18 protein-coding genes and 1 pseudogene are annotated in these 22,699 nt (G+C 44.2%); 10 read left to right on the top strand and 9 right to left on the bottom strand.

All coding sequences use genetic code 11. The annotated features are described in order from the left end of the window. Nucleotides 1-72: 72 nt before the first annotated feature. Nucleotides 73-846: an AraC family transcriptional regulator gene (locus L4C44_RS11295; RefSeq protein ID WP_428805039.1), complete on the bottom strand. Its 774-nt coding sequence runs from the start codon at nt 844-846 to the stop codon at nt 73-75. Nucleotides 847-943: 97 nt separating this feature from the next. On the opposite strand from L4C44_RS11295, the gene L4C44_RS11300 reads away from it, so the two are divergent. The 3 genes and pseudogenes from L4C44_RS11300 to L4C44_RS11310 all read left to right on the top strand — a co-directional run bounded on the left by L4C44_RS11300 (nt 944) and on the right by L4C44_RS11310 (nt 3,753). After that, nucleotides 944-2,065: a multidrug effflux MFS transporter gene (locus L4C44_RS11300; RefSeq protein ID WP_428805040.1), complete on the top strand. Its 1,122-nt coding sequence runs from the start codon at nt 944-946 to the stop codon at nt 2,063-2,065. Between the two features lie 97 nt (nt 2,066-2,162). After that, nucleotides 2,163-2,369: pseudogene (locus tag L4C44_RS11305) on the top strand (alcohol dehydrogenase); the annotation flags it as partial. Nucleotides 2,370-2,658: 289 nt separating this feature from the next. Further along, nucleotides 2,659-3,753, top strand: coding sequence for an HDOD domain-containing protein (locus L4C44_RS11310; RefSeq protein WP_428805041.1), 1,095 nt, complete (start codon nt 2,659-2,661; stop codon nt 3,751-3,753). Nucleotides 3,754-3,930: 177 nt separating this feature from the next. Here the strand turns inward: L4C44_RS11310 and L4C44_RS11315 are convergent, their stop codons facing one another. The 4 genes from L4C44_RS11315 to L4C44_RS11330 form a co-directional block, all read right to left on the bottom strand. After that, a complete protein-coding gene (locus L4C44_RS11315) occupies nt 3,931-4,329 on the bottom strand; it encodes a DUF1090 domain-containing protein (RefSeq protein WP_428805042.1) in 399 nt (132 codons plus the stop codon). Between the two features lie 152 nt (nt 4,330-4,481). Beyond that, on the bottom strand, nt 4,482-5,987 hold the full coding sequence (locus L4C44_RS11320; protein ID WP_327784692.1) for an SgrR family transcriptional regulator: 1,506 nt from the start codon (nt 5,985-5,987) through the stop codon (nt 4,482-4,484). 10 nt (nt 5,988-5,997) lie between these two features. Then, the gene (locus tag L4C44_RS11325) at nt 5,998-7,008 is read right to left on the bottom strand and encodes a Gfo/Idh/MocA family protein (RefSeq protein ID WP_428805043.1); all 1,011 of its coding nucleotides are present in this window, start codon (nt 7,006-7,008) and stop codon (nt 5,998-6,000) included. A gap of 113 nt (nt 7,009-7,121) precedes the next feature. Next, nucleotides 7,122-8,021, bottom strand: a complete 900-nt coding sequence (locus L4C44_RS11330) for a homocysteine S-methyltransferase family protein (RefSeq protein ID WP_428805044.1) — start codon at nt 8,019-8,021, stop codon at nt 7,122-7,124. A 230-nt stretch (nt 8,022-8,251) separates the two neighbouring features. Between L4C44_RS11330 and L4C44_RS11335 the strand changes: the two genes are divergently transcribed. After that, complete coding sequence (locus tag L4C44_RS11335; protein WP_428805045.1) at nt 8,252-8,953, top strand: lipoate--protein ligase family protein; 702 nt, start codon at nt 8,252-8,254, stop codon at nt 8,951-8,953. 19 nt (nt 8,954-8,972) lie between these two features. On the opposite strand, the gene L4C44_RS11340 is transcribed toward L4C44_RS11335, so the two are convergent. Together L4C44_RS11340 and L4C44_RS11345 are read right to left on the bottom strand one after the other, a co-directional pair. Then, entirely contained in the window at nt 8,973-9,797 is an 825-nt protein-coding gene (locus L4C44_RS11340; RefSeq protein ID WP_428805046.1) for an SDR family NAD(P)-dependent oxidoreductase, read from the bottom strand. A gap of 358 nt (nt 9,798-10,155) precedes the next feature. Beyond that, nucleotides 10,156-12,228: an alkyl/aryl-sulfatase gene (locus L4C44_RS11345; protein WP_327784697.1), complete on the bottom strand. Its 2,073-nt coding sequence runs from the start codon at nt 12,226-12,228 to the stop codon at nt 10,156-10,158. 188 nt (nt 12,229-12,416) lie between these two features. On the opposite strand from L4C44_RS11345, the gene L4C44_RS11350 reads away from it, so the two are divergent. Further along, nucleotides 12,417-13,331, top strand: coding sequence for a LysR family transcriptional regulator (locus L4C44_RS11350; RefSeq protein ID WP_146491094.1), 915 nt, complete (start codon nt 12,417-12,419; stop codon nt 13,329-13,331). Nucleotides 13,332-13,419: 88 nt separating this feature from the next. On the opposite strand, the gene L4C44_RS11355 is transcribed toward L4C44_RS11350, so the two are convergent. Beyond that, on the bottom strand, nt 13,420-14,307 hold the full coding sequence (locus tag L4C44_RS11355) for a DMT family transporter (RefSeq protein WP_428805047.1): 888 nt from the start codon (nt 14,305-14,307) through the stop codon (nt 13,420-13,422). A 197-nt stretch (nt 14,308-14,504) separates the two neighbouring features. On the opposite strand from L4C44_RS11355, the gene L4C44_RS11360 reads away from it, so the two are divergent. Both L4C44_RS11360 and L4C44_RS11365 read left to right on the top strand, forming a co-directional pair. After that, the gene (locus L4C44_RS11360; RefSeq protein ID WP_285953903.1) at nt 14,505-14,894 is read left to right on the top strand and encodes a VOC family protein; all 390 of its coding nucleotides are present in this window, start codon (nt 14,505-14,507) and stop codon (nt 14,892-14,894) included. 51 nt (nt 14,895-14,945) lie between these two features. After that, nucleotides 14,946-15,470: a hypothetical protein gene (locus L4C44_RS11365; RefSeq protein ID WP_285953937.1), complete on the top strand. Its 525-nt coding sequence runs from the start codon at nt 14,946-14,948 to the stop codon at nt 15,468-15,470. Nucleotides 15,471-15,537: 67 nt separating this feature from the next. Here the strand turns inward: L4C44_RS11365 and L4C44_RS11370 are convergent, their stop codons facing one another. Beyond that, nucleotides 15,538-15,810: an EamA family transporter gene (locus L4C44_RS11370; RefSeq protein WP_261383441.1), complete on the bottom strand. Its 273-nt coding sequence runs from the start codon at nt 15,808-15,810 to the stop codon at nt 15,538-15,540. Nucleotides 15,811-16,503: 693 nt separating this feature from the next. On the opposite strand from L4C44_RS11370, the gene L4C44_RS11375 reads away from it, so the two are divergent. From L4C44_RS11375 to L4C44_RS11385, 3 genes are all read left to right on the top strand, one after another. Continuing rightward, entirely contained in the window at nt 16,504-17,631 is a 1,128-nt protein-coding gene (locus L4C44_RS11375) for a hypothetical protein (RefSeq protein WP_146491091.1), read from the top strand. Nucleotides 17,632-17,695: 64 nt separating this feature from the next. Further along, on the top strand, nt 17,696-21,388 hold the full coding sequence (locus tag L4C44_RS11380) for an RHS repeat protein (protein ID WP_428805048.1): 3,693 nt from the start codon (nt 17,696-17,698) through the stop codon (nt 21,386-21,388). Further along, entirely contained in the window at nt 21,378-22,508 is a 1,131-nt protein-coding gene (locus L4C44_RS11385) for an RHS repeat-associated core domain-containing protein (RefSeq protein ID WP_017081371.1), read from the top strand. The genes L4C44_RS11380 and L4C44_RS11385 overlap by 11 nt, the downstream gene beginning before the upstream one ends. The last annotated feature ends 191 nt before the right edge of the window (nt 22,509-22,699 follow it).

Genomic DNA, 22,699 nt, shown 5'->3' on the forward strand with positions numbered 1-22,699 from the left:
AAAAACCAGAACTCATGTTCTGGTTTTTTTGTATCTGAGCTAAGTAAAATCTAAGAGTTTGTATTACTGCGATCACGTCCCTAACTTGGTAAACGCCAGTGGCGTTTGTCCGGTTTGCTGTTTGAAAAAAGCGATAAATGCACTGTTGGACGAGAACTCTAGCAGATGTGCCACATCACCAACTTGTCGGTTTTCTGAAAGCAGTTCAATCGCTTTAAACAAGCGCCATTGCTGACGCCATTCTTGATAGGTCATGCCTGTTTCGGCTTTGAATAATCGAGTAATCGTCTTGGTGCTTGCACCAACCGAGCTCGCTAATGTCGACAGGGCTGGAGCAAGAAACGAGGTGGTTCGGACTCGTTTGCAAAAGCTTTTAAAGCGGCGATCTGTTGGTAGCGGCAAGATAAACGAGTGTTGATTGGCGCTGTAAAACTCTTCCCAAAACAGGTTGGCAGTATTGGTGGTTTGCTCGGACGCAATGTCCCAATCCCAAAAAGCCATTTTGTTGATCAGAGCCTTTAGTAGCTCATTTACTTCTACAATTTCTATGTTTTCTGGGCATCTGTAAATACCACTGTCGAAATAGAGCGAGCGATAGGCAACCACATTGGTCATCTGCGCTCGGTGCTTGGTATAGGGCGGGATCCACACGGCCTTGGTCGGCGGTAAAATGCAAAGGGCGTTTTCTAAGGTCAAGGTGATGCAGCCTTGCGGAGCATACAGAAGTTGCCCCTTAACGTGGTGATGTATACCCGAGTCATGTTTGCCTAGCTTTGCGGCAATGCCAATTACAGGCGCGGGTAAACTGTCTGCATCAAACTCAATGGTTTCGCTGATTAATGCCATTTGTCCCAATCTTGTTGTTTTTGGTTTTAATGTTGTTAACGAGCCAAGGTTAGTTTCCCCTAGACTTCTCGTCAAGTTCACTGGTCTTGGAAAAATGATGAAAACAAAACCTTCTTTATGGCAAATGGTGCTGCTGCTGATGTTCCCTCAGATCGCAGAAACCATCTATAGCCCGACTCTGGATTCAATCGCGAAATCCTTTGATGTCAGTTACACACAAGCTGCTCAAACCCTCTCTATCTACTTCTCTGCATTTGCGTTGGGTGTGGTGGTATGGGGCGTGTTAGCGGATAAATGGGGACGTCGTCCCACCATGTTATTGGGGATGGGATTATTTGCCTGTTCTGCACTCATAGCCATGCAAACCCACAGCTTTGCGTGGTTGATGGTCGCAAGAGCGATGGGCGCTTTCGGACTTGCTGTTGGCTCTGTCGTCACTCAAACCATGCTGCGCGATGCTTTCAGCGGTACTGAACTGGCTAAAGTATTTGGTTACATGGGAATGGGGTTGTCGATTAGCCCAATCATCGGGTTGCTACTTGGTGGTCAACTAAGCCAAGCGGGCGGACATCAATATGTGTTTATTGCCTTATTTATTATGGTATTAGCGTTGTTGGCACATAGCTTATGGTCGCTGCCTGAAACACAACAATCTCAGCAGCCGTTGCAGTTAAAATCGCTCGGTATACGCATGGCCAAAGACGGCAGTATTTGGATTTCAGCACTGCTTGTCGCATCGTTCAATATTGCGCTGTTTTCGTATTACCAACTAGGTTCATTCACCTTCTTACAGCTTGGATTCAGCATCGAGCAGTTTGGTTATAGTGGTGTCGTTCTTGGGTTCGGAACCTTGCTAGGAAGCTTGGTTAACAAGGCGCTATTGAAGCGACAAGTTTCCTCTATCTCTTTGATTAGCTTAGCGGCAGGGCTTCAAACATTAGGTGCGGTGGGTGTCTATTTTTCACAGCAGTCAATATGGTTTTTACTTCCGATGATGTTGGTGGTTATGGCGTTTGGCATTGCGATTCCTAATGTATTGAGCCGTGCGTTGGTGCGTTACCAATCTCAAGCAGGAAGTGCAGGCGCACTGTTTGGTTTGATGTACTACACCTTGATCGGTACAGGGCTCGCTTTAGCGGGAATGATTCAAGATCTAGGCGTGGTACTGGTACTTTGTGGCGCGTTATCTGTGTTGGTGATGATACGCAGTCGACTCTAGCTTAAACGGTAAATCTCTGATCGATATCGATAAATTCCGCATTCTATTGGGTGCGGAATTTTTCATTTTCTTGATTCGTAGCCGTTGGCAACGAAGTATTGGCGAACGTGTTCTGATTGAGCCTTGTTTGACTGAGGTTTATGGGCAAGATTTGCCGCAGCGATGGTATTTTAGCTCTGAGTGCGATGGCGGTTTTGCTGAATACACCAAAGTAGCAGCAAAACATGCTTACGCGGTGAACAGCACAATGTCTGATGTTGAGCTAGCGTTTTTCCCATTGGCTGACTCCATACTGAACAAGATGAGTTCTTGAAGAAAAGCACGTAGCCAAGATTGTGCTAGAAGTGGCAGAGCGCTAGTTTTAGTCAGCTTTACGATTTAGATTGATGGAAGAGTGAGCAAGCGTTAATAGCTCGCTCTTTTTGTTTCTGGGAGATACGTAAGTTTGGTTTAACAACTTGATGAGTAACAGATCCTATACAGCTGAAAAATTAATGATTTATTTATCATTGTATGGTTTATGAGTCTGCTGTGTAATAATCGCCGCCGTTATATATCCCGTTCTGTTTTGTATTCATCTAGGAGCCGTATTGATGTTTAAAAGGGTATTGCAGGCACTATTCTCGCCTTTTGTTGATTCAAAAAACAAACCCTCTGCAGAGCCTGCCCAAAAAGAGCAACAACAAATCGTTGCTACTGATTCTGTTCGCTCTTCAATCTTTGTTCCGCCTTCGTCAGCTCAACCATCATCATTAATCGTCGACAAAGCGATGAGCCTTCACGATGGTGAGTTTCTTGATTACTTGTTTGGAGAGTCTCGCCTTCGAACAGAGTCAGACCCATTTAGCGATTTTGTCGCTTGTCAGATCGAACGTTTGATTCGCTCTCCAAAAGCCTTGCTCAATGAATTGCCAGTGATGCCAGCCTCAGTGACTACATTGATGGCAGAATTACAGAGCGACGAATTTGATGTCGATGCACTGTTAAGAGTGATTGAGCGCGAGCCGAGTATGGCGGCCGATGTGATTAAACTGGCTAACAGTGCGTTCTACAAACGTAATGAAAAGCAGGTGACGAACCTAAAAACCGCATTCTTAAATATGGGCTCTCAAGGCCTTGTTGAGGGGGTGGTGAATTCTTACATGAAGAACTTCACACCGGGCAATAATATTTACTGGCGTCATTTCGGTGAGAAAATTTGGAATCACAGTGTTCAAACTGCTTCTTTTTCTAAGGAGTTAATGAAAGAGTCGCCATCTCAAGAAGACCAAGCTACCGCATATTTTGTAGGGTTGATCCGTAACCTAGGCAAGATGATCATTTTCCAAATGATGGTGGAAGCTTTCAAGCATGTTGACCCTTCAGTTCCGCCTAACTCGTTGGCATTGAAGCGCTTGATTAATAGCTATTCTATTCGCCTGACTTACACGATTGCAAAGTTCTGGGATCTGCCTGAATCGGTACTGACTGTGATTGGTTATCAAGAGTCGAGCAGATACGCATGCACTCCACTTGGCCAAGCTGTGTTTGAGGCTAACTCTTTGAGTGAGCTGACGAACTTATTGGAAGAACAGGCGATCGACATCGAGCAGTTTAAGAGTCGATGCAAGGAGAGGCTGACGTCACCGGCAGCGTATAAGGTAGCTAATCGCATCTATAAAGAGTCTGAATTGGCGTTGGTGGGATAAGCTGTCGAATTTGCTTTGTTAATTGTGGATGTTGTTTAAATCAGCATGCTTTAAATGGCCTTATTAATATGTAAGGCCATTTTTGTTTCTAGTTTTGATACATCATTGGTAGCTAAATGATGTATCAAAACTAGGGAGTAGCTTAGAACAAGGGGCTTAGCTGAAAACAAGTGCTGCTTAAGGGAGCTCTGCTAACTCTTGCTTTAAGCGATCGATTTTATGCAGTTCTTTTTCGATCTTATGTTGGTATTTTTGAATCTTATCCGCTTTATCGTCTCTTTTTGCTTCTTCTAAGTCGGCTCTGTATTCGGCCAAATCTTCTTCATTGGATTCAATCTTCTCACGGAGATCATCCTTCAAGCCTTCATTAGTGCAGTTCTCTTTCGCGGCTTTTAACGCCGTGGTTAATCGCTCCACTTTGTACTGATTATCGTACTGCTCCGCTTTCTTTATTTGATATTCGATCTCACAGAATTTCTTTTCACAACCAGTTAGTGCGTCGCATTGGGTGCTCGCCATGCTGTTAAAAGAGAATGCGCAAAGAAACAGTAATGAGCCTTTTAAGTGTCGAGTCATGGTTTACCTTCTTATTATGGCTGTTTAGCTTGTGTTATTTTTTGTTGAGTATTACTTCCAGAGTACATTAGCACCCGATTACCTTGCTATTGGCAGGGGAGTGTTAAAGATAAGTTGCTGTGCCTAATGACTTATTTTGAACATGGTTAGATTTACAAATGGCTAATCCATAACTTGTCGAGTTCGCACCAACCGAAACCATTCACTTGCGCGCCGTGTATCTTTTCAGAAACCTCTAAGTTGAACGCCTCTTGCTTGATCTCAACCACAATCCCAGAGTCATTCAACCAAAGCCGAAGCATCAACAGTGCATTCATTGCTAACTCAAAGTTTGGCTGGTTTGTTATTGAAGCTAAGCCTTGTTCTATTGTTTTTAGCATCTCAGAGGGTAGAGCTAAGTCCTCAAACGGGAAGCGAGTGAAAAAGCTTAACCACGAAGTGAAGGTGTCGCTCTCATCAATAATGCTGCATAGCGCGACGTCTTTGATGGTTCGGTAGCGTCCATATTCAACGCCAATCGGACTCTCACCAGAAACCGATAACTGTTTGAATAGTGCTTGGCATTCAGATGTGTCTTCAACGGTGAATTCACGAACGGCTTTCGACAACACCGGACTTTGAATCATAAAGAAGGTTGAGCCGAATTCCGGTTGGGAAGAATTGTCATCGCCACGCACGGTGATCGTCTTTTCGGGCAGCTTCACACACACCTTATTTTGAGCGCAAGCTTTACTCTGTGCCCATTCTGGATAGACCCACAACTCAACTCGATTAAGAATGGGCGTACTGTGTACATACGCGCTATTGCGGCTCAATCTCAACATCTTGCTCGAGAAAATGTCTAACGAGAACGCACCAGATCCAATCAGCCGATCAGTTGATGATGAGTCAAATATGGAGGCTTCAACTCTGGCAAGCAAGCGCGGTAAATGCCAATCAGGTTGATTCAATTTCACGATAAGCACATTACCAGTCGAGACAGAGGCCTCATCAATATGCTGATAGCAGCGACGCCATATTTTGTCTTGGCTGAGTGAGTTAAGGTTGCGAGCTATGTCTTGAGCTTCCAGTGTTCGACCGCTGTGGAATTGAACGCCATTACGAATTTGGAAATGCCAGATCGTTGCATCTTCATTGGGTTGCCAATGGTAGGCTAAATCGCCGCTGAGCTTACCGTGCTGAACGGAGGTGAGGCGTTGGCACACCTGCATCACTAAGAAGCGTTCGGTGCGCCTAAGTACTCGTTGAGGATGAAGAGTCTCGAGCTCACGGTGAAAGGGAATGTACGCGACGCTCTGTGCAGATTGATTGGCGCTGCTTAGAAAAGCTTGCAGCTCCGCGCCAGCGTTGCGTCCGTTAAAGCTCAAGGTGCTAAATACCTGAACGACGTTACCTGAATCTACTTGGTTTTGTGCGTATTGGTAACAAATATCCATCGGTTCAACCAGACACGTGAGCTGTGCCTTTTTGTTGCGCCCAGAACTGGCTTGCCACTCAATCCAACCTTGCGCTGTCATCACTTTGAGTAAGGTCTGAACATGACGTTCACTCACGTGCAGCAGTGTGGCCAGTTGGTTGACCTGACAATGTGATACTCCAGGCCCAAAAGCCTGAAATATCTTTTCATACAGTTCAAGCTTGCGCTTAAGGTTGCCCAATTTTCTTTTCCTAACGACGAGGTTGAGTTAAATGTGGATAGCCAGAATAAATGAGTGCGTTTTCCATCGTGTCGAGAACTCGAGAGGTTATCTCTGAGCTTAGGATATCAGACTCAAGTTTGCCTTCTAATAGAAGTTGCGAGAAGTGCTCGATTTGATATTCGAACCCATTGCCCTCAATCGGGTGTTGAATAGTGAAGGTTTCATTCCGGTATTCGATCTCGATGTAGGCAGGGTTCCACCACTTCTCTTGAATTGTGATGGTGATGTCTGGGCCAATTAATCGCGCAGCGCGTGGCAGATTGCGCACCGTTGAAGCCGATATGGTCGCGCTGATTTCTCCAGAGAACTGGAAGCATGAATCGGTATCAACATTTGATTCTTCATAGAGGCTCGACATCTCTACTTGAGGGATAGAAGGCGCAACCCCAAGCGTGCGGCACAAATCGTAGAAAAACCATAGTCCATACACCCCAACATCAAGCGTTGCTCCGCCCGCTAAATCTGGGTTGAAGATAAACAGTTCAGGGTCATAGTCGTGCTCATTGCCAAAGCTGGCTTCTATCGAATCAATCTTAATCTGGTTGTCGATCAAAAACGATGTAAGCTCGCGATAGGCTGGGAATACGACAGTCTTCATTGCCTCTAGCAACATCACACCATGTTGTTTCGCAAGGACTTTTATTTCTAACCAATCACCAAGGTTGGTGAAAGCGGGCTTTTCTACCAATACGTGTTTTTTATGGCTCAGAAACAGTTCGGCTAGAGGCTTGTGATATGGATGAACCGTGGCTATGTACACTGCTTCGACGTCTGGATCCTTAGCCATAGCTTCATAAGAGCCATAAGCCTTAGCGCAACTAAACTTGTTGGCGAACGTGGCTGCGCGAGAGTGATCTCTTGCAGCAACAGCATACAACTCACCATGCAGAGAGTGTTCTGTGACTGCGGTTGCGAATCTATTGGCGATATTACCTAGCCCGGCTATGCCCCATTTAATCTTGCGTTGCGTGTTGCTCATCAGTTGCTCCAAATCGTTGTTTTGTGTCAGTGTACTCAGAGACGTCACATACAAATAGAGAACAGATTTCTCAACCTGTTCTCTATTTATTTTATTCTAGTTGAAGCTCTGGCTTAGCTCTGTATGGAGAGCTTCCAATCGGCTAGGGCTTTAATGTGTTTGGGCCCGATGCCACAACAACCACCGACGATATTCGCGCCCAATGCATGCCAGCGTTTAGCGTAAGCTAGGTAACCTTGACCATCCAATTCACGCATCTCTTGAAGCATGTCATTCGCTTCATGTTCGCTGCTGATAGGCGCAAAGTTGTTTGCGTAGACACCAATCTCTAAGCTGCTACCTAGCTCATTGATCACATTCTTAGCATCAATAATGGCTTGATCCATCACTTCAGGCACTGAGCAGTTAAACATAATGCCTTTTGCGTTTGATTGGCAGGCCAGTTTGATGGCGTCTGTTACGCTCTCACCAGAACGAATAGAAGCGGAATCGCCCTTGGTATCTTCCAAGCTGAATGCGTAATAACACGGTTTGGTTGATTGCTTGAGCACCGCATGAATGGACTCGAACTCTTGCAGACTACAAATAGTTTCCGCTATCCAAAGATCGATGTTTGGGTCTTGGGCATCGTAAAGAGTTTGGATGATTGGCGCTGCTTCTTCGACTTTGAACAAGTCTGGTCGGTAGCTACCAAATGGCGGTGGAATTGCACCCGCTACTTTCACGGAGTGAGGAGCACTATTGGCAACAGCCTTAGCCAATTCGCCAGAAAGCGCAGCTAGCTCAAAGCCTCGTTGTGTAAAGAGTTCTTCACCCAAGTGAAAAGGCACACACGCATAGCTGTTGGTAATTATGATTTCAGCGCCTGCATCGACAAAGTTTTGGTGTGCTTGGCTAACAAAATCAGGGGCTTCAATTAGCGCTTGAGCGCTCCAAAGAGGTTGCGAGAACGGCGCGCCAATTTCTTTGAGTTCTCGGCCCATGCCGCCATCAAGTATGGTGAGTGTTTTCATATTCAATACTATCTAAACAATTGCTGAAGTTCTGCCGCCACCATATCAGACAACCTTGCTTGACTAAAGCTATCCAAACGGAAGGGTTTTAACTAAGTCGATCCCGCATAAATAGGAATAATAAGATATTGTGCCTCTGGCGCTATGTTGTATTGGATTTGGGGGATATATTATTAATCACTGGGGCCTGTGAATAATTCGAACACAACAAGTTGTAGAGGAAAAGTGCATTGAAGTTAACGAATAAACTCGTGCGTTACCCGCACATTGATGTTGATCGTGCGTTTGAAAAAGAAGACGAGCTATTGCAGCAAATTCAGGCTGGTGAGATTGGACAAGCCTTAATGTTGTGGCAAGCGAAAACGCCAACACTGGTTTTGCCTGCAGGTAAAAAGTGGCCAGTGACGGTGCAGTCTAAAGCACAGCTCGACGACCAAGGCTGGCAACTCTGTTCGCGTAAAACGGGTGGCGCTCCCGTTCCCCAACTGCCGGGTGTCATTAACCTATCGCACATTTATCATTGGCCTCGTGATGAAGCCTACAATATTCAAAAAGCGTATCGACATTTATGCAATGTATTAACGATGTTTTTTAAAGAGTTGGGCCTCGATGTGGATGTTCATGCAACCCCCGGTTCTTATTGCGATGGCGATTATAATCTCAACATCAATAAACAAAAAATAGTGGGTACGGCTCAGCGTGTTTTACTCAAACGCGGGGGCGGTCAAATCGTACTTTCGCAAGCCTGTATCTTGCTAGACGCTGATTTAGAGCACATCGTTGCCCCCGTGAACTTTTACAATCAAGTTTGCGGCAATCCAACCGTGGTGGATGCACATGTTCATACCTTGTTGTCTAAGCATGTAACACCCTTACCCAACTTAGACTCACTTTTTCAGCAGCTAAGCCAAGCTTTTATCAAGTATGCTTGATGTTATGTGTCTACCAGAATTAACTGGGTGCGACGCACAATTTCTCTTCTAGCAACCGATCAAGCGCTTCCACTAATTTACGGTTTTTAGCGGGGTTCAATGCATCGGCATGAGGGGCTTTGAATAACCCTGAATCATTATCAAAATATTGACCAGAAGCGTTGGCAAACTCGTCACTGAGTGCAGCGCGACAAAGGATATCGGCGCCAATCGCCAGATCATTCCCGTCCACGCCATAAGCTTCTTTGACCAATTTACTGCCGAGGAAGGAAGCAGGGTTCACCGGGATCACCGAAGGTCCATTATCTAATAGAGTGTTGGCCAATTCGATAGACCACATCGTCAGCGCGAGCTTACTTTGCGCGTAAACTGGGCCATCTAGTTTGCCTGCGTTCGAACTGATAAGCGCTTCTAAATTTACGGTTGATTGGGCTGCTGAAGATAGGTTGACGATACGACCTGTCGCATCAAAAAGAGGGATCAGCTTCTGTGTCAGTAGGTAAGGTGCAATGGTGTTCACAACAAAGCGTACATCAAGGTTGTCTGAGGTGGTGACTTCTGAAATCTTGTATACGCCAGCGTTGTTAATGAGTACATCGAGCTTTTCATGCTCCGATTTTACTTGGTTGGCGAGGGCTTCAACTTCTGAAAGAGAAGAGAGATCGGCAACATAACTTTCGATCACCGCATCCTTGGATAATCGAGAAAGGCCTGTTTCTACTTTGCTGAGTTTTGTTGGGTTACGTCCATGGATAAGGATGTGATGCCCTTGTTGGGCTAACATTTTCGCGGTCTCTAAACCGATACCATCTGTCGCACCTGTAATCATGATCTTTTTTCGCATCTTCCTTCCTTGAATAAAGAGTCCGGACAACTTTTATAACAAAGTTTGATTGCACAAAGTTTCTACTACTTCACATGCTGAGATATAGAAAGTACGGATGTGTATTGCTATTGAGAAACCGTGAAATAAGGGTGTGGTTTAACAAATACAGTACTGTTTTTCTGGGCTTGATAAGAAGATTTTCTAAATGCTTATTGAGTACTGTGAGTGGGGTTTCTCATTTAATTTTCTTGATATCGAATAAAGCTAAAATCAAAAAAGCCTCAACCGATTTAATGGTTGAGGCTTGGTCGTAATTAGCCTTGTTTCGGCCTATTTAAGCCAGTTTGACGTTGTAATTATTCTACCTTAGAGCTGCTTAATGAGCGTGTACCGCTGAATCTTGGTATAGCTCGGCATCCACCTCTTCGCCTTTACTTGGGCGAGGTACAATCTCAAACGAGGTGTCAGCTTCAGTCAGTGAAGACAACAGTTTGTTGAGAGATGATTTGTCACCTTTCACACCTGCTTGGCCATCTTCTATTAGTTTCCCTAGGCTTGTTTTCTTCAGCACGATGTCAGACACGTCAGACTTATTGATGATCAGTGTCGTATCCGCATCTTGCAGCTCTGATACTTGAATGTTGTTCAGGTTGCCGTTCGACATTTCTACGTAGTAGAACTCTTTTACGTCAGGTAGCTGAATATTCATGGTAAATGGTGTTTCTTGCGCTTTTAGCGAATCCACTTTTACAGCTAAGTAATCCAACAAGTTTTCGATGGTCATGTTAGCTAGTACGTCCGGCGACGCGGTTTTTGGTGCGCCCGGTTGTGTGCCAATGCGAAGCTCTTGAGCGCCCGTTAGGTAGATGTTTCTCCAACCAGCACCTTCTGATTGGTAACCTAACTGTTCGTAAGTATCTGCCAATAGGCCACGTGCAACTTTGTTGTCTGGTTCAGCTTGAATTACTTTGTTCAATGCTGTCGCAACGAAGCGGTATTCACCTTCTTGATAGTCTTGCTGCGCTTTTTCAATTACGGCATCGCTGCCGCCCATGTATTCAACAAACTTAACCGACTCTGGGTGAATCTGTAGCGGGTTCAGATTCGCTGGGTTCATGTCGAAGTAGCCAAGGTACATGTTGTACACAGCGCGGGCATTGTGCGAGTAAGTACCGTGGTAACCATTGGTGTGCCAAGACTGTTGAATACTGTCTGGCATTACTTTGTAGATCTCATCACCGATGTCTTGCAGAACCACACCGTTGTTAGCTAAGCGAAGCGTTTGGTTATGAGTGAAACCGTAAGCGTCACGCTGCATCTTTAGGTAGTCAGAGATTTCTTGTTCGCCCCAAATTGGCGATGAGTGAGAAGCAAACAACACTTCAGTTTCTTCACCCCAAGTCACTAGCATTTCGTTGATTTTCTTAGACCACTTCAAACCATCACGAACCTTCGCGCCGCGTAGGGTATACAGGTTGTGCATACCTTGGTAAGTCAGTTCACCCGTCCATAGTGCTTTCATGCTCGGGATATAAGTCACCATCTCAGAGGCCGCTTCAGTGCCCGATGCATCCATAAATTGCAACTCTAAACCGTCGATAACCAGAGTTTCAATTTCTTCGTTGTGATTCAGTTCGTAGTCTGGCAATACGTAGGTAATGCTACCCGTCGATAAGCCTTTTGCCAGCGCAGCATCGACAATACCGTGTTCATGGCGATTCAGTGTTGCACCATATTGATAAGCGGTACGGCGAGACATTGCATTACCAGCCAGCACGTTTTCATCTACGATTTCTTTAGTGATGTTCTTTGAGCCATATACTTTTACATCTGGGTACGCGTCTTTAATTGCGCGAGCACCACCGAAGTGATCGGCGTGTGAGTGCGAATAGATCATCGCAACGATTGGTAAGTTGCCACCATTAGGAACATTCTTTTGGAAGAACTTTAGTGACTTCTCTGCTGCTTCTTTGGTTAGTAGAACGTCATAAGCGATCCAGCCATTGTCAGTACGGATGAAAGAAATCGAAGCTAAATCGGCGCCGCGAACCTGATAAACCTTACCCGGAACAACTTCATATAAACCTTCTGCGGCTTGGTTCAATACCGCTTGTCGCCATAGTGATGGGTTGACTGAATCTGGCGCTTTGTCTGCATTTGAAACACTTGGATCGATGAAGTTAAAGCTGTTACGGATGATGTCGCCCGTCTCTTGATCAAAGCTAGCAATCAGTCCCTTGTTGTTATTGTCGAAAGCGCGAGTGTCGGCAAAGTTAAGTGTTTTTGCGAACTCTTGGTTTGCTTTGGTCGTCATCTCGGTTGCGCTTTTGCCACCTTGGTCACCAATTTCGCTGAAGTGTGCGTGATCATGGTTAGCTGCAACTGCAGGGAATGCGAGTGAGATAGCTAGGAATAGTGATGCGTTTTTGAACGTGCGAGAAGTTGTCATAAGAGCCTCTTCATTTCAGAATTTTGTTTCGTTGAGGCGATTATAGGAATAAGACATATAGCAAAAAATAAAGTAAGCTTTATTTAACACATCACGAACTGTTATGTGTTGTGTGCTTAAAAGTAGCAGATTGAAGCGCAAAGCTTGTCGCATAACCAATGCGAGTGCCCTAAACATGGAGAGTGACCGTGAGTGATGTTGAAAAGTTAGATCTAAATTTACTGAGCGTGTTTTTGGAAGTGTATCGATTAAAGTCGATCACGTTAGCATCAGAATCTCTTGGTATGACTCAACCTGGAGTTAGTGGCGCTTTGAAACGGCTGCAAGCACAATTGGGTACAGACCTTTTTATTCGAGAAGGTAGAGGTATAACGCCGACCAATGCAGCGATGCAATTGGCGTTACGTGTAGAACCCGCATTGGACGGGATAACCAGCGCGGTCAGCACGCTAAAGCAGTTCGATAATCAGCAGCATCATGTGTTTCGAATTTTGGTCAACGAGATCGGTTTAACCAAGCTTCAGCCCCTTGTGGAAAAGGACGATACGCTTGGTAACATCTCAATTGAATTCAATATGGTGCCAAGCAATGAAGAAGATCTGCTGCAGAGTTTGAGCATGCAACAAGCCGACTTAGCGATCGATATTCACTATCCACAAGTGAATGGTTATATGAACCAGCAAGTGATCGAAGATGAGCTCGTGTTGATCGCAAAGAAAGGGCACCCAAGGATTGATGGATCGGTGACGGAAGAGCAGTATTATCATGAGAAACACATCACCTTCAGAATGCGTCGTTCTCGCCTTTATACCGCAGATTACTTTACGAAAAGCCCGATACAACAGCGAAAAGTCAGCTCCGAATGTGATTCATTGATGACGATGTGTGTGTTGGTCTCTGGCTCTGACTGTGTTGGTAGCACGTCTCGTGATTTTGCTAATCAGTTTGCGGAGCGATTCCAATTGCAAGTGCTCGACCAGCCGTTTGAGGTCTTGCCCATGAAGCAGTATATGATTTGGCATAAACGAACAGACTTAAACCCGGCACATCAATGGTTAAGAACCAAAATTCAGCAATACATGACGAGTTCTCAAAGCTGTTAACGATTCAATAAAAAACGGCCTCCATTTGGAAGCCGTTTTTGTCTCTGTTACATCAGAATTTTAATTAAGATTTTTGGGTTCAACCTGCTTATTGCGCGCGTTTTTGACGGGCATTTTTGAGCATCTTAGCCGGAGATAACCCCGTCACTAACATGGTACCTGTGATAACCAAAATAGAGCCGGTCACAGTGTTAATGCCAATCGCTTCATCTAAGAATAAGTTCCCCCAAAGAATACCAAACACTGGAATCAAGAAGGTCACCGATAGTGCTGAAGGCGCACCAAGTTCATTAATGAGGTTGAAATAAAGCAGGTAGGCTAAACCAGTACAAACCGCGCCGAGCAAGATGACCGATGTGGTGATCGTGAGATCGGGTGCTTCTCTCATCGGAATAAAGAACACAAACGGCAATACGATTAATACTGCCGCCCACATGCTGCCGTGGGCATTATTGAACGCTTCAACCTTTGGTGCTGTCTTGGTGTAGTTAGAGGCGATACCGTAGCTAAATGCAGCCAAAACCGCAGCAAAAATAGGAACAACCGCTTCTTGGCCGATGTTCATCGCATCCCAACCGACCAACACACCGACGCCAGTGACACCAATACCTAATCCGAGCAGCACCTTCTTTTCAAGCGCCGTTTTTGTCCAGAACGCACCAATGATTGCCGCCCATATCGGTGCCGTAGAGTTCAAAATCGCAAGGGTTGAAGCATTCAAAGTTTGAGCTGCATAAGCGAAACACAAAAAAGGAAGCGCGGTGTTAAACAAGCCAAGAATGAAAAAGTGTTTCGAATGAGTATTAAAAGAGAGCTTCCTTTTCAGATAAAAAGAAACCAAGAGTAAGGTGACTGCCGCGCACAGAACTCGCGCTTCAATTAGGACTGCTGGGCCCAAAGGGCTAGCTGCGATTCTCATGAAAAGAAATGAACCACCCCATATTGCAGCGAGGATAATTAGTTTTATAAAGCTCACAGCATGAACCTCTGAATATGTAAAACACCGACTATGAATCAAAGCTAAGTATTACACAAACTTAGATCTTAACAGTGTGCAACTGTGGATATAATATCTAGCTCTTAAACAGGAACATATTTGATGATTTTTGTTCTGTTTATCCTTCCCTATTTGGTGAGTAATCTAGCGTTAGACATCAAACTTAGGGGAACAAAATGAAGATTGAACACATCGCAATTTGGACCAAACAACTCGAAGTGTTGAAACGATTTTATGAAGACTATTTCGGCGCGACATCGAACTCAAAATACCATAACCCAACTAAAGGTTTCTCTTCATACTTCCTCTCTTTCGACACAGGAAGTCGTCTAGAGATCATGGAAATGGACTCGGTTCCTGAATCGAAAGATGACCTCTATGATCAGTTTACCGGCTTCATCCATATGGCAATTTCTCTAGGATCAGAGCAAGCGGTGGATGAACTCACTAAACGTTTGATTGAAGATGGTTATGAACGCTTAGATGGCCCAAGAAGAACTGGAGATGGCTATTATGAGAGCTGTGTACTCGATCCTGATGGTAATCGATTGGAACTTACCGTTTAATGTAGAGACTTAATTGAGTTACTCATTTACGAATGGAACTGAGGTATGACAATGATGAAGCACTCTTTGACTTTTCTTTTTGGTCTTGGGCTTATGGGATGTGCTACCTCAGATCTGGTACATAAGAAAGAGACTGATGCTAAGTCTGAATCATTGAACCCAATAGGGTATCTCGGCTTTAAAGCTCATCAAGAGTGGGCTCTTAAATTCAATGACTGCACGGTTTATGATCTCACAGGAGCACGGCCCTACCAATGGTTTGATCGCACATCCGCTTTCGTGAGCTGTTATACGTTTAAGCCAAGCGATGCTATCGAGCCTCTGTTGGTTTACTCCAATGCTGATTTCAACAGCAACAAACTTACACCGATTGACCGCTTCCAAGAACTACAGATTACTAAGTCTGGTTGGGGTAAATTTCCTAGCGTCTATGAAACAAACGGCACTAATTGGCTGAGAGTCAAAGAAGGCTGGATTCACCTTACACTCGCCGATCAGACGCTCGTACAGTTCTATCCTGGAAGCCAAGACCATTCTGGCAAATCACAACATGATCAGTATTTTGAACAGCATTGAGAACAAGCTTTAATTTAGAGATAACAAATGCCCCTATCAAATGTGTAGGGCCGAATTGAATCGTGAATTACAGGCCTTTCTTAAGCTTGATTACAAAAGGCATAACAGCACTGAAAACGATCACCGCTGCGCCAATCAACGCTAAGGTGTTTGGTAATTCAGCGAATAACAAGTAACCAAGAATCATTGAGTAGATCATCTGCGAATATTCAACATTAGATACCACGTTAGCTTCTCCCCATTTGTAGGCTGTCACGCCAAACCATTGGCCGATGGACGAGATCACACCCACCAATATCAACAACAGAAATTCAGAACCTGTTGGCCATTGCCACTCAATATATTAGCTTTTCATTATTTATATTAATAGGAATTAGATAAAAGCATATAAATTATCACCTTCTCGTTTAATAAATGAACACAGTAGTGATTTTACGGTGATTTTCATATTTTGACGTAATTAACGAACTCGGTAAATTCTGAGGAAATAAACTGAATTATGAATATTACCTTTTTATTAATAAGGGTAATTATCTCGAATAGTTCTTGTTAATATAAAAACAATGTAAAATCAGTGATAGTATTAACAGTAAGGTGGTGTAACGATGCGAGTCACAGCAAATAAACATACTTATTTTTATAAAAAGTAATGCCCTCTCGATTCTGAGCATGGTTATTACATGAATAAACTTGAAATAACGTCACGCTAAGCACGTTAACTTGTTGTTTTTTATGGGTATAGTTTTTCATTGAGTTTTGTGATGTGGTTCGGGCCAAGAAGGTTTCGAAATTTTACATTGATGAAGTGATTAATTAAATTAGCGCTGTCTGTTTAATCAATTAAATGGCGTATAAACAATGGTTATCAGAATAGATAATGACACTTTTAATAGTTGATGATATAAATTTAAAAATAAGGCAAAGACCTTATGGCTAGTTTAATTATAAAAAAATTGTCATATCCAGCGATAACGTTGTCTYTTCTTTAATTTCTTAACGAATAATATGTAGGGTCAACACTATGAAGTTGTCGATGAATAAGTCATTGTTAATAGCAATGTCAGCGTGTGTTTTTTCTAATGTAAGTGTTGCTGCAATTAACGGCGACTATCATGTGGTAGACGAAGATTTAACGGCTGATCACAACGAAAGCAACGGTGTGCCAATGCCTTTTTATGCTAACGGGAGAATGCAGTCAAAACTCAGTGTTTCTGTTTCCTTCGCAGATAGTTACGGCAGACCAGTGACCGTATCTAAGAGTGACTTAGAGGGAGCGATATCTTTTTACCTTAAGAATAGCGAACAAGAGTTAGGCAAAGATAAAGACTGTACCTATGGAAGAGATTGTTGGGGGTATACATTGAACCCAAATGACTATTCTCACCAAATGGGGAGCAGTTATGGGTACTCTAAGGGGCTACCAACGTCTCGGGTTTCAGCATCTGATACCAAATTAACCGCTTGGGTTTATAGCAATGAGGTAGCTCTGCATCGTGAAGTTTGTATGAAAGTTAAATTCAATACTGGTAGCCAATATGACAATAACTACTACGACAGCTGCGCTTATCCAAATGAATCAAGTGCCTTCTATCAAAGCGTACAGCCTAAGTCCTATAGTGCCGCCGACTTTTCAGAGATTGGAGAAGGTGACAAGGTATGGGAAGAGAGTAACGCTGATGGGTTCTATTTCGAAAAAGCTGAGATGTATAACTTCTATGTGACGCCCAAAGATACTTCAGTGAAACTGGTCGAGGTTGCTATGGATAACTTCGACGAGTCGGACAGCGATAAGGTGTTCCTAAACGATGAGTGGTTAGGTTGTTATTCAGATTGCACTAATGGCTTTCGTTCAGTGAAAGGTTATGTGTTCGCTCCAGGGTCAGAGCGTAATGTATCTGATGAATATGTTTGGAATAGCGCCGCTGGCGAAGGTCGCACGGCGGTATGGCGAGTTAACCAGCAACTAAGATCAGTGACTCTGAGCCAATTGCTTTATTCAAATAGCGGGACATCGAACAATGATTCTCAAAAAGAGTACCGATTTACTGTATTTGACCAATACGGAAATAAAGGACCACTAAAGCTTATTTATCCTCAAAGTGAATTTACTGGTGGCGGCCAGAAATGGGATTACACCCATTGGAATCTCGTTAGCCAATAACATCCAGATAAAACAGAGTTAGCTCATCCACTTTGAGCTAACTCATTCACTTTAGGGGAAATTTATGTCTAATTGGACTTCAAACGCTTTTAACTTTGATAGCTTTTGTTCGGGCGGCGTAGACCAAAGAACCAGAAGCTATTCATATCAAATCTTACTTGGCTCTCTTATTGGTAACTGGCTTAAGGGACCAAACCTCGATATATCCATTCAATTCTCACCTTACTCGACGGACAACCTTGGTTTCGGTAAGGGCTGGAAATTGAATCTCCCAAGATACGACATCGAGAACCAACAGCTCTACCTTGCAAATGGACAGTCCTACCGTGCTGAATTAAATGCCAATATCGAAATGAGTATTCGCTACAAGAAACTGCTCGATTTTTCGGTATCTTCTAGCGCGAATGGTTATGAAATTAAGTATAAAAATGGCCGTATTGATCTTTTAGATAAAGATGGCGACATCATTAAGATCACTCAAAGTAATGGCCATGCTCTCTACTTTTCTTGGCTCAACGTGGGACAAAATAAGCGCCTAGATAAAATTTGGGATGATAGAACAACCAAACAGACCGCACTGTTGTGGGTCGAGTATATTTCGGTAGGGCGCGTTAATATTTTTACTAATATTGGCAGCACCCATGAAGCTTATTTCAGTCTTACTCTTAGCAATAACAAGCTCGTCACATGCAATTTACCAGAACAAGCAGGTAGCTATAGTTTTGGTTATGAAAGCATTGGTTCATATACGCTAATCAATGAAGTAAATCACCCTTGTGGTTTGACCGAGCGTTTGAGATATAAAGCTGATGGTATTCGAGTCAACTCAATGACTTATTTACCAGCCGTTACTGCACACGATGTCCTCACCCTTAATTCGCCAGTTATTAGCACAACCTACGACAGTGTTGGTACAGATAGCCGCAATTTCATGGGTTATGGTGTACGTGGTGGTGAATTAAGTGAAGGGCTTGATAACCTGCTTGAGCGTGGTTACGAATATACTTATCGCGTCCAAAAAATTGAAAATGGCACCGTTGTAACAGCGCAAACATATAATCAATTTCATCTACTCGTTGAAGAAGCTAGACAGGTTAACGGAAACCTTGTTCATTTGAAAAGGCTGGAATACCCAGCGATTGATAACCAACAGTTTTCGGATCAACCTGCTCAGTATTCTTTGATCAGTAAAGAGGAACAAATCTGGTTTTCTGGATCGGATAGCCAAGCTCAAAGTCGATTTTGGGACTATGACGAGTATGGCAACATGCTTAAGTTCGTTGATGAGAATGACATCGCAGAACGTTACGAATACTACGCTAAAAATGGTGAGGCAGGTTGTCCTGCATCGCCTACTGACATGGTGAATTTCGTAAAATCTCGTACGCTCAACAATGGTTCAGAACAGAGAGTGATCTCTTATCAATATGCTTCTCTTGAGGGGCTGAATGGCCATCGTGATGTGGTTCTGAGTTTGGAAGAAGACGTTCAACGCTATAGAAGTCATTACGCTTATCAAACTGATACTGGTGATACTTACTCTTTCGGCCGATTGGCTTCAGTCCAAAATGACATTCTTCATCCTAACGGCACGTATTCTGCTATTTCTCACTATCGCTATGAGTTGGATAGCGATGTCCTTGAAGAACACGAAGAGCTGACCTGTCACGACAATACGAAAACCAATCTTGCGGTTGGGCACTACCTTGATATTGGAGAACTCGCGCGTCATGTCGATTCAGACGGAGTTAGCTGTGCATTTACTTATGATTCGCTTCGTAGAACTACTGAAGAACGGATTGAAGGAAGTGCAGCCCGTTCGTATCAATACATTGTTGATACTGGTATGAGTCGACAAACCTTGTTGCTAACCGATTGCAAAGGCAACTTGTGTGAACAAAGCTGGGACGGTCAAGGACGTGAATTAGAGGCTAAAGTTGGTAGCTCGGTCGTATGGACAAAAATGTACGATGCGTTGGGCAGACTCCAAAGTAAGAGTACTTACGATGTGTTGCCTGATCGCCATTCTAGATCGGCGCCTGTGGTGTTAACAGAAAGCTATGAATACGATGAGTGGGATCAGGTTAAAGCGACTCTGTTAGCGAATGGAAAACGTCGTGTCGAGTTCAATAACCTCGCCTCACGTAAGAAAACTCAAGGTATTGAAGGCTTGACCATGACGGTCAGCTCTCTGAATAGCTGGGGGTTAGAAGAGAAAAAAGAGCAAGGCATCAACAGTTGGAATTATGAGTACGACTCATGGGGAAGATTGATTAAAGAAACGAATCCTCTCGCTCGATCTAAGCATTACCACTACGACCGTTTTGATCGTGTTGTTCGCATGACTCAAGCGAACGGTGTCGATCAAGATATCACTTACGCTGAACATACCGATCAGTCACAAGTTGTAGATCTGAAAATTGGTGGGGTGACTTTAGGGCAACGCGATATTGATGGATTGGGACGTCCGCGATCCTTGCGCAGAGGAGCGAGCCCCCAAGCTTCATTGGCGTGGACTTATGCGGATAGTAGCAATATTCCAGAAACTGAAACCAGCATGGCAGCCCCAACAAGGATATTTACTCGCGATAGCCAATTGGGTGTGCTAAGTGCTAAGTCGTCTGATGGGCAGGCTTCTAGTTACAGTCATGACCCAATATCCGGCTTACCGACAGGGAGTCAGGACAGTGAAGGTAATCAAAGTACCATTATCTACTCGACTAAAGGTTTGCCTGAAGCCGAGGTGAATGATGGTCAGTCTCGTTATTACAGCTACTCCGATGGTGGGGTTATCGCTGCAATTGATAGTGACACGGACACTCGCCAATATGGCTACGACGAACTCGGACGATTAGTGAAGTTGAGTTCAAATTCAACAACGGTTTACTACGAATATGATGAGTTTGATAGAGTGATATTAGAAACATTGATATCGGGTAGTCAAACCCAAGTCACTGAACTCGAATGGGATGAATATAGCCGTGAGGTGAATCGCGTTATTGCATTGAACGATAATTATATCTTTGAGCAATCACAAGAATATAACGTGCTAGGGCTGCTTAGTTCACGTGATAAGGAGTGTACAACTTTAGGTAATCTGACGGAAATCTATACCTATGATGACCTCTCTCAGTTGACGAAAGTCGAGTTCTTCGGTGCGGGCCCACTGAGCGATTGGTCTCAGCCTATGACGTCTATTGATTGGAGCTTCGATGAGCTAGGTAACATGCTGACGCAACGCACAGTTACTACTGAATCTGAGGATTTCGCTCGTTACTTTTATGAATCGGATGATCCTTGCCAGTTGACTCGTATCACTCATTCCCACCCACAACTCGATGGTCAGGTAACAGTGAAATACGACTTGAATGGCAACATGGTTCAAGATGCGGATGGTCGAGTGCTCGAGTATGACAACTTCGATCGATTACAGCGTGTGCTAGCTGATAATACTGAATGGCTTTATCAGTATGACAGCAATGACCGATTGTCTGCACAGCTATCGTCTTCTGAAACTCGTCACTTTGATTATCTATGGGGCGATCTCGCTTCGATAGAAGAAAATGGAAAATTGACCAACTATATCTATCACGAAGGGGTACCTAAATGGTCAGAGATTGACTCGGAAACCACGTTATTGGCCACGGATCAAAATGGTTCGGTAATCGCGTCAAATACATCGGGTAAAACAGGGTCTATGTACCGTTACTCTCCATATGGGCAACGTGATCAAGCGGGGAATGCAAATGAACAATAAAGACTCGGTATTTATTACCCCACTTAATCGACGTGAGTTCCTGATTAAAATTGGTCAAACTGCAGCGGTGGCTGGTGGCATCTCACTGCTTCCGACTTCGGTTCGTTTAGCGATGGCGCAGTCGATGACCATCTCTCATTCGGAGATTGGCTTTAATGGCGAGTGGTTGGATCCTGTACTGCAAGGCTACCATCTAGGCCAAGGCTATCGCGTTTACCAGCCGAAGTTGATGCGCTTCAATGCACCGGACAGTTTGGCCCCTTTCAATGAGGGGGTTCACAATGCTTATGTGTACTGCCATAACGATCCGATTAACTTCACCGACCCAAGTGGACATCTGAATATCAGTAAGATCTTGTTTGGTGCTTTTGGTGTGATCGCGGGTATTGTGGGTATTGCATTGGCGGCACCAACCGGTGGTTCTAGCTTAGTATTGGCGGCGGGTATTATCGGTGGTATTGCAGGTATGACTAGTGGTGCGCTACAAATTGCCTCGGGTGTTATCGATGATGGGGATATCTCTCATAAACTCGATATTGCGACCATTCCATTCGATATCATTGGTGTGGTGAGTGGCGGATATTCAGCCTACAAGTCGGTTCAGAACTTACGTTGGGTAAGAGCGGGTGGGGCATTGGAAGATGTCACGCAGCCCGGTCTTGGTTCTCGTTTGATGAACAAGATTAGACCTTCTGGTGAGTACAATCTTGCGTGGGCCTCTAAAACGAACCCAGCTATGCGTATAGGCAGCTCTAAGGGGCAGGTGATTGCGACCAGAATGACGCAGGGCGGTAAGACGATGACGTACACACCTCCTCCCATTCATGGTGGGTTTACCAAGATTCTTCTTGGACAAGTCAAAGTGGGCGCCCGAGGCTATACCATCTATCAAGGTATAATGACGGCGCGCTCGATTGGTGGTTTAGGTTGGTCATCGGTTAAAACAATACCTGGGCGATTAGATGAAGAAAAGTCTTCTGCGGATACTATGGTTACGGAAGGTCGAAGTGCCAACCCTGCAGCCAAGAAGACGCAAATGTACGCACTCGAAGAGACACGACAACGAATAAAATATGGCAATGAGGTTCAGCAGATGATCCGTCAGTTGCCATTGTCGTAGTCTGATTTATTCTTTTTCTCTAACAACACAAAGCCAGCTCAATCCTCATTGAACTGGCTTTTTTGCATTCTGTGTAGGCGTTCTCGAACGTTATCCATCAACCATGAGAACTTTCCTTAGATCCCACTTCCTGATCAAAAAAAGATCAAAACCTCCTTGCTGAAACCGGTTTCAATCTGTATCTTTGCTTT

It is taken from the genome of Vibrio satsumensis (assembly GCF_050337435.1).
In the GTDB taxonomy this organism is placed as follows: Bacteria; Pseudomonadota; Gammaproteobacteria; order Enterobacterales; family Vibrionaceae; genus Vibrio; species Vibrio satsumensis.